Genomic DNA, 6180 nt, shown 5'->3' with positions numbered 1-6180 from the left:
ACGCTTGCGGATATGCGGAGGCGGCAGCATGCAGCTGTCGAGCTTGCCGAATACTTTATAGCGGTTTTTTGCGATGACGTCGTATGCACCATCACGAAGTACGCGCGGGAATGGCTGAAGATGATATGCCAGTTTCCAAAGGCCCGTCAAATGGTGTGAAATCTTGAGCGCTCCTTCTGACTTCACGTATGCTTCGCCGCCTTCAATCAATACAAGGCTGTCGACGTCGTCCGGCACATTGTGCTTTTTGGAAAGCTCTTGCCCGATTTCACTTTGCAGGGAAGCGAATTGAAAGTAACCTGCCGGGTCATGATTGATGATGAATTGCACACTGGAATCGCAGAAATTGCAATCCCCATCGAATAACACAATCGCATGCTCCATAGATGATCCTCCTTTAACTAATGCCTGTCCCTTATCTTCCCTATTCCCATCTCTTGAAACCATCTGTCTTCGTCCCTTGATGAAAGAAGAGCTTCCAGCCGTACTGTCGTTTTTTCCATGCTGAACTGCGGTGGCTCCATATCCCTGTCGTCCGGTTCTCCAAGGCATATATCGTCAGAACCGACTCCGGCCCAAGAGATTTTGCTTCAAAGCGGGAAATATGATAGTCGTCTTCTTGCAAAGCATAGTCCCCGTTAAAATCAGAACGCTGGCAAGTCCCGCCGGAGATGCCGAATTCAAAAAACTCGTCATCCAATATTTCCGCCATGTTGCGGTTCGACTCCCTGGCAGCCGGCGCCAAATGGCTGTTCTCTAAATCTAGAAATTGTTTATGTAAGCTTTCCATCTATCTGTATTAAAAAAAGCCCCGGCGAGCGCCGGGACCAGCTTATTTAAATTGTTCGTCTTCCTCTGCCTCGTCGTCCTTGTAGAAATCTTCCTGATCTTCCCCTGGTTGGTCTTGGGGGCCATCCGAGGAACCGAAATTCTCGACATCTTCAAAGCTGTTGTCGTAATCGCGGATTCGGCTATCTTCCGTTTTGGCCGGTCGGTCTGTCGACGAGCCGATGACATCTTCTTCTGATGGGCGGCTTTCCAAATCCAAGCTGTGATCGGCGTGATCGATGCAAGTCAGTGCGGTAGGAATAGCTTCAAGCCGCTCATATGGAATGTCTTTCCCGCACACTGCACATTTTCCATAAGTTCCATCTTCAATGGCTTTTAGCGCAGCAAGCACGTCTTCATGCTCTTCTTCCTTGAATTGCTCCATCGCCATCCCGCGTTCCTGATCATACAAATCAGTGGCGTTATCGCCTGGGTGATTATCGTAATTAGATAGTTCGCTAGTTTCGAATTCTTCTGCATGTTCCATGCGTTCCTCGAGCGATTTCAATTGCGCTTCGAGTTCTTGCTTCAAGTTCTTTTGCTGTTCGTCCGTCATTATGACTCCTCCTCTAAATACTCGCTTGTGCTATATATATTGCCTTTCTCGGAGAAATCAAACCTCAGGGGCACAGCTTAGAAATCATCGAAGCGGTCCATCAAGCTCATCAAATACTCATCCAAACGGTATCGGACCAATTCATCGGATAAACCGGTCATGCCAAACGTCTTCCATCCAGGGTAGACTGCCGGCTTGCCGTCCAAGATATCGATCAGTGACAGCAAATCCCAATACGGATCGTACACAAACGATTCACCGGCATGGCGTTCGTAAGCATCCAAAAATTCGTTGGCGATGCGTGTGCCGTAAAGCTGCGCTAAGTTGACACGGCAATGTCCAACATCGACACCCGCAGGCCCACGGCACGTATTGACCCAATCGACAACGCTGCTGACGCGCCCATTTTCCCATAGAATATTTCCCGGGTGATAATCACGGTGGATCAAGCAATACTCCACCAGCGGCCCACCCGCGGCTACGATATAGAATGCGCGCATCCAATCTCCTTCCACGCGCGACCACTTCGGCCGCTCGAGGCGCCGTGCATCGTTATAGGCAAAATACTCATAAGGAAACCCTTCTGCTTTATGGCGATGGATTTCAGCGAGCGTCTCAGCAAGCCCATCAAGCCAGGCTGAATCGTAGGCGGGCGGCAAGATGACCGCTCCCGGAACTTTCGTCATCAACACGGCGGGCATGCCGCATGCTTCGCCGCTTTCGTCAAACGCCAAAATGCGCGGGGCGGGAATGCTAGCTTTTTCTGCAAGTTCCAGGCTCATCGCTTCATGCTTCGCCAAGTCCGGTTCCTGGTCAAGCCACTCCCCTTTATGGTGAAGCCGCAACACGACGCTCTGCCGCTCCCCGTCTTTGCTTGCACGAATTTCATAAAGCAGTGAAGAAGTCCCACCTTCTAAGGGAATAGCTTCTTCCAATGCAGCTCCTGGCCATTTCGACTCGACCCATTCGAGTGCCTGGCGGGATAAGCCGCCGAATCCATTTGTCATCCTTGCCGCTCCTTTCAGCCTATCTTTTGTTTTAAGTGTACCATGAAAAAACGCCTACTCCAGCTTTTTGATAGACGCTATCTTGAAATTCCGGAAGCGTTTACCGAGGCCCCAGAAGGGTATGGTTGCCTACAATGACTTTTCAACTTAACAGGTAAATCACCTGCATTGAACATACTGAAGGAGCTGACGTTACATGAAAGTGAAGCACCCGATCCCGAAAGCAAAAGAATTGGACAATACCCTATCCCTTCTTGGAGAAGGATTTGATTTCCTGCCCGGCCGCCGCAAAGAGCTGGGTTCGGATATTTTTGAAACCCGCCTGCTCGGGAAAAAGGTAGTGTGCATGGCCGGCGAAGAAGCGGCTGAACTGTTCTACAATAATGAATATTTCAAGCGCAGTGGCGCAGCGCCGCTTCCGCTTGAGCAAACGCTATTCGGGCGAGGTGCGGTCCACGGCCGCGACGGCGAGGACCATCACCAGCAAAAGCGCATGTTCCTGTCGATGATGACACCTGAACGTTTGGAAGATGCCAAACGCATGATGATTCAAGAACTCGATGCCAAGGCCGAACAATGGGAGCAGATGGACGAAGTCGTCCTATTGGATGAAATCGAAGAAATCTTCACGCGCTCCATGATCCACTGGGCAGGGCTTCCGATGAAAGAAAGCGAAGTCAAGCAACGCACATGGGAGCTCGTAACGATGGTCGATTCATTCGGCCTTACTGAAGGGCGCTACCTTGAAGGCATGAAAGCACGCAATGCGCACGAAGACTGGCTGAAGAAAATCATCAAGCAAATCCGTAAAGGCGAATACAATCCGCCGGCCTATACGGCAGCATATATCGTCTCCCATCACCGGACACCGAACGGCAAGCTGCTCGACCTCGAGACGGCAGCTGTCGACTTGAATAACGCCTACCGCCCGATGATTGCTACAGCTTATTTTATCGTCTTCGGCGTCATGGCGATGCACGAAAACCCGGTCACGCGTGGCAAACTCCAAGCAGACGAAAACAATTACAGCCACAATTTCGCCCAGGAAGTGCGCCGTTATTATCCGTTCGCACCGGTCATGGCAGCGATCTCCAAAAAAGATTTCAACTGGAACGGCGTCCACTTCAAAAAAGATATGCGCGTCATTCTGGACCTTTACGGCACGAACCATCACCCGGACTCTTGGGACAACGCCGATGAATTCATCCCAGAACGTTTCAGCACATGGGACGGCAGCCCGTTCTCCTTCGTCCCTCAAGGCGGCGGCGACCACCATACCGGACACCGCTGTGCAGGGGAATGGATGACGGTCATGTATATGCAATCAATCTTCAAATATTTTGCGGAGAACTTGAAATACAGCGTGCCTGAACAAGACTTGTCCTACGACATGTCCCGCATGCCAACCATGCCAAAAAGCCGCTTGATCTTAAAAGACGTCCAAAAACTGAAAAACCGCCCAGACAATGTGTTCTATCACGAACAAAAGAACACGACGGTGCAATCAGGATGCCCATTCCATTAATAATGAAAGGCTAGAGATTCTGTCTCTAGCTTTTTTTATTTCTGGAAAAGAAGATAGCGAGGGCTTGTTTGTGGAATCATTCCTGTTCATTAGTTGAGCTTCATTTTGGTAGCCGCCGCCCTGCTTTGGGTTGGCCTTTGGCAGTAAGCCAAGAAGAACACTTGTCTTACTGCGTCGGCTCACCCGTGGCGCTGGGCAGCTTAGAGATTTCAATGTATAAAGCATGATTAAATTGATCTGCTTCTATATAAAGTTGCCGGATAGCGGGGAAATCGCTTTCCAGATCGAGCGTATTATGAAGATAGCGAGGGCTTGTTTGTGGAATCATTCCCGCTCATTAGTTGAGCTTCATTTTAGTAGCCACCGCCCTGCTTTGGGTTGGCCTCTTGCAATAAGCCAGGAAAAACGCCTGTCTTATTGCGTCGGCTCACCCTTGGCGCTGGACGGCTGAGAGATTTCAATGTGTCGAGCATGATCAGATAGATCTGCTTCTATAGTCAGTTGCTGGCTAGTGGGGAATCACTTCCTGAGATGCGGAGTCTGACACATTGGCGCTACAGTCTAAAATGTTGTGGGTAGGGTCAGAACTAATTAGCTTCTCGACACTAAAGATGAGTCTAGTTAAAAATATGAAGCATCTCAGCATTTCCTGTCGAATGGACAGAAGAAATTCCCTTCCTTTCTAAAACTAGAGACGGAGTGGAAGGGGGGCTGACTCCTGAGGGACCGCGCGGGCTGGCGAGACAAATGTACGGCGCTCTTTGCCGTACATTGGCTCAACACCCGCCCCTCGGAAAGCAGCCCCCCTGAAACGCAGTCGAAAAGCGAAAGCTTTTCTACTCACTCTTTATCATGCACCTAGATGTATGACTCGCAAATTACAGATTCTAATTCCTAACAAACCAACAATTGACAGAACCGTCCCTATCTTATACGATAAGGCAGGAAATTAAATAACCCGGCAACGGGAGAGGTTCATAGCATTCCACCCTCTATAAAAAACTATGGATTTTGAAATCAAGCCGAATCCACATGCGATTCGGCTTTTCGTTTGTCCGAATTTTTTATAGCTCTCCCCCAGCCGGCCTATTATAAGGAGGCCACCCACATGGCAGGAAGAAATGAAGAAACACTTGAGCATTTGTCTTTGCTCGGCAACCAGAACACGCGCTATAAATTCGAATACGACCCAGGCATTTTAGAAGCGATCGACAATCTCCACACGCGCGATTACTTCGTCAAATTCAATTGCCCGGAATTCACCTCGCTGTGCCCGCAAACCGGCCAGCCCGATTTCGCGACGATTTACTTGAGCTTCATTCCCGACAAAAAACTCGTCGAAAGCAAAGCCTTGAAGCTGTATTTGTTCAGCTTCCGTAACCACGGCGATTTCCATGAAGATGTCGTCAACATCATCATGAACGACTTGATCGAGCTGCTCGACCCACGTTATATCGAAGTATGGGGCAAGTTCACTCCGCGCGGCGGCTTGTCGATCGACCCGTATACGAACTATGGCAAGCCTGGCACGAAATACGAAGAAATGGCGACGTACCGGATGATGAACCACGACATGAATCCGGAAACGATCACCAACCGATAAGGAGAACCGTCCATGCTACTTTATTTGAACGGCGCTTTTGTCGGGCTGCTTATCCTGTCGAATATTTTGGCAGTAAAATTATTTTCCATCAACGAATGGGCGGTGCTGCCGGCTGCAGTTATCGTCTACGTCTTTACGTTCCCGATCACTGACACAATCGCGGAAGTGTACGGCAAAGAAGCCGCGCGCCAAACGGTCATGGCTGGGTTTATCACACAACTCGCAGCCCTGGCGTTCATCTTTGCGGCTATCCACTTGCCGTCCGCGCCGTTTTTTGCGGACCAGGCAGCGTTTGAATCGATTTTCTCGGCCGGCTTCCGGGTGACGCTCGCAAGCTTGGTATCTTATTTCATCAGCCAAAACCTGGACGTCACGATTTTCCATAAATTAAAAGCCAGAAACGGCGAATCGAAATTGTGGCTGCGCAATAACGCCTCTACGATGGTCAGCCAATTGGTCGATACGACGATTTTCATCACCATCGCTTTTTATGGGACGATGCCGCTGTCGGCGTTGGCTGCCATGATTTTGACGCAGTATTTGTTCAAATGGGTCGTTGCAGCAGCGGACACGCCGCTCGTCTACCTGCTCGTCAAACTCGCGCGCCGCTCCAAGACAGCCACTCAAAAAAGCTTCGCGTAATCGATTCATGCATAAAAAA

At 49.9% G+C, this 6180-nt stretch carries 7 protein-coding genes and 1 riboswitch; of the genes, 3 read left to right on the top strand and 4 right to left on the bottom strand.

Going from position 1 to position 6180, the window contains the following annotated elements:
• The 4 genes from ON064_RS16560 to ON064_RS16545 form a co-directional block, all read right to left on the bottom strand.
• Window positions 1-384 (bottom strand): thiol-disulfide oxidoreductase DCC family protein (locus ON064_RS16560; protein WP_274625633.1); only part of this gene is annotated, 384 nt, incomplete at its 3' end.
• Between the two features lie 40 nt (window positions 385-424).
• Window positions 425-712 carry a DUF4440 domain-containing protein gene (locus tag ON064_RS16555; RefSeq protein WP_274625632.1) on the bottom strand — a complete coding sequence of 96 codons (288 nt, stop codon included), beginning with the start codon at window positions 710-712 and terminating at the stop codon, window positions 425-427.
• Between the two features lie 120 nt (window positions 713-832).
• Window positions 833-1384 (bottom strand): TraR/DksA C4-type zinc finger protein, encoded by a 552-nt coding sequence (locus ON064_RS16550; protein ID WP_274625631.1) that lies wholly within the window; start codon window positions 1382-1384, stop codon window positions 833-835.
• A 77-nt stretch (window positions 1385-1461) separates the two neighbouring features.
• Window positions 1462-2391 carry a phosphotransferase family protein gene (locus ON064_RS16545; RefSeq protein WP_274625630.1) on the bottom strand — a complete coding sequence of 310 codons (930 nt, stop codon included), beginning with the start codon at window positions 2389-2391 and terminating at the stop codon, window positions 1462-1464.
• Between the two features lie 196 nt (window positions 2392-2587).
• On the opposite strand from ON064_RS16545, the gene ON064_RS16540 reads away from it, so the two are divergent.
• The 3 genes from ON064_RS16540 to ON064_RS16530 all read left to right on the top strand — a co-directional run bounded on the left by ON064_RS16540 (window position 2588) and on the right by ON064_RS16530 (window position 6161).
• A complete protein-coding gene (locus ON064_RS16540) occupies window positions 2588-3916 on the top strand; it encodes a cytochrome P450 (RefSeq protein WP_274625629.1) in 1329 nt (442 codons plus the stop codon).
• Window positions 3917-4880: 964 nt separating this feature from the next.
• Window positions 4881-4928: riboswitch (PreQ1 riboswitch) on the top strand.
• A 96-nt stretch (window positions 4929-5024) separates the two neighbouring features.
• Entirely contained in the window at window positions 5025-5519 is a 495-nt protein-coding gene (gene queF, locus ON064_RS16535; RefSeq protein ID WP_058382035.1) for a preQ(1) synthase, read from the top strand.
• Between the two features lie 12 nt (window positions 5520-5531).
• Window positions 5532-6161 carry a queuosine precursor transporter gene (locus ON064_RS16530; RefSeq protein ID WP_112232783.1) on the top strand — a complete coding sequence of 210 codons (630 nt, stop codon included), beginning with the start codon at window positions 5532-5534 and terminating at the stop codon, window positions 6159-6161.
• The last annotated feature ends 19 nt before the right edge of the window (window positions 6162-6180 follow it).

The organism is Planococcus sp. A6, from assembly GCF_028823615.1.
Lineage (GTDB): Bacteria > Bacillota > Bacilli > Bacillales_A > Planococcaceae > Planococcus.
Note: the sequence above shows the minus strand (reverse complement) of the source record. Positions and strands in the feature narration are given on the sequence as shown.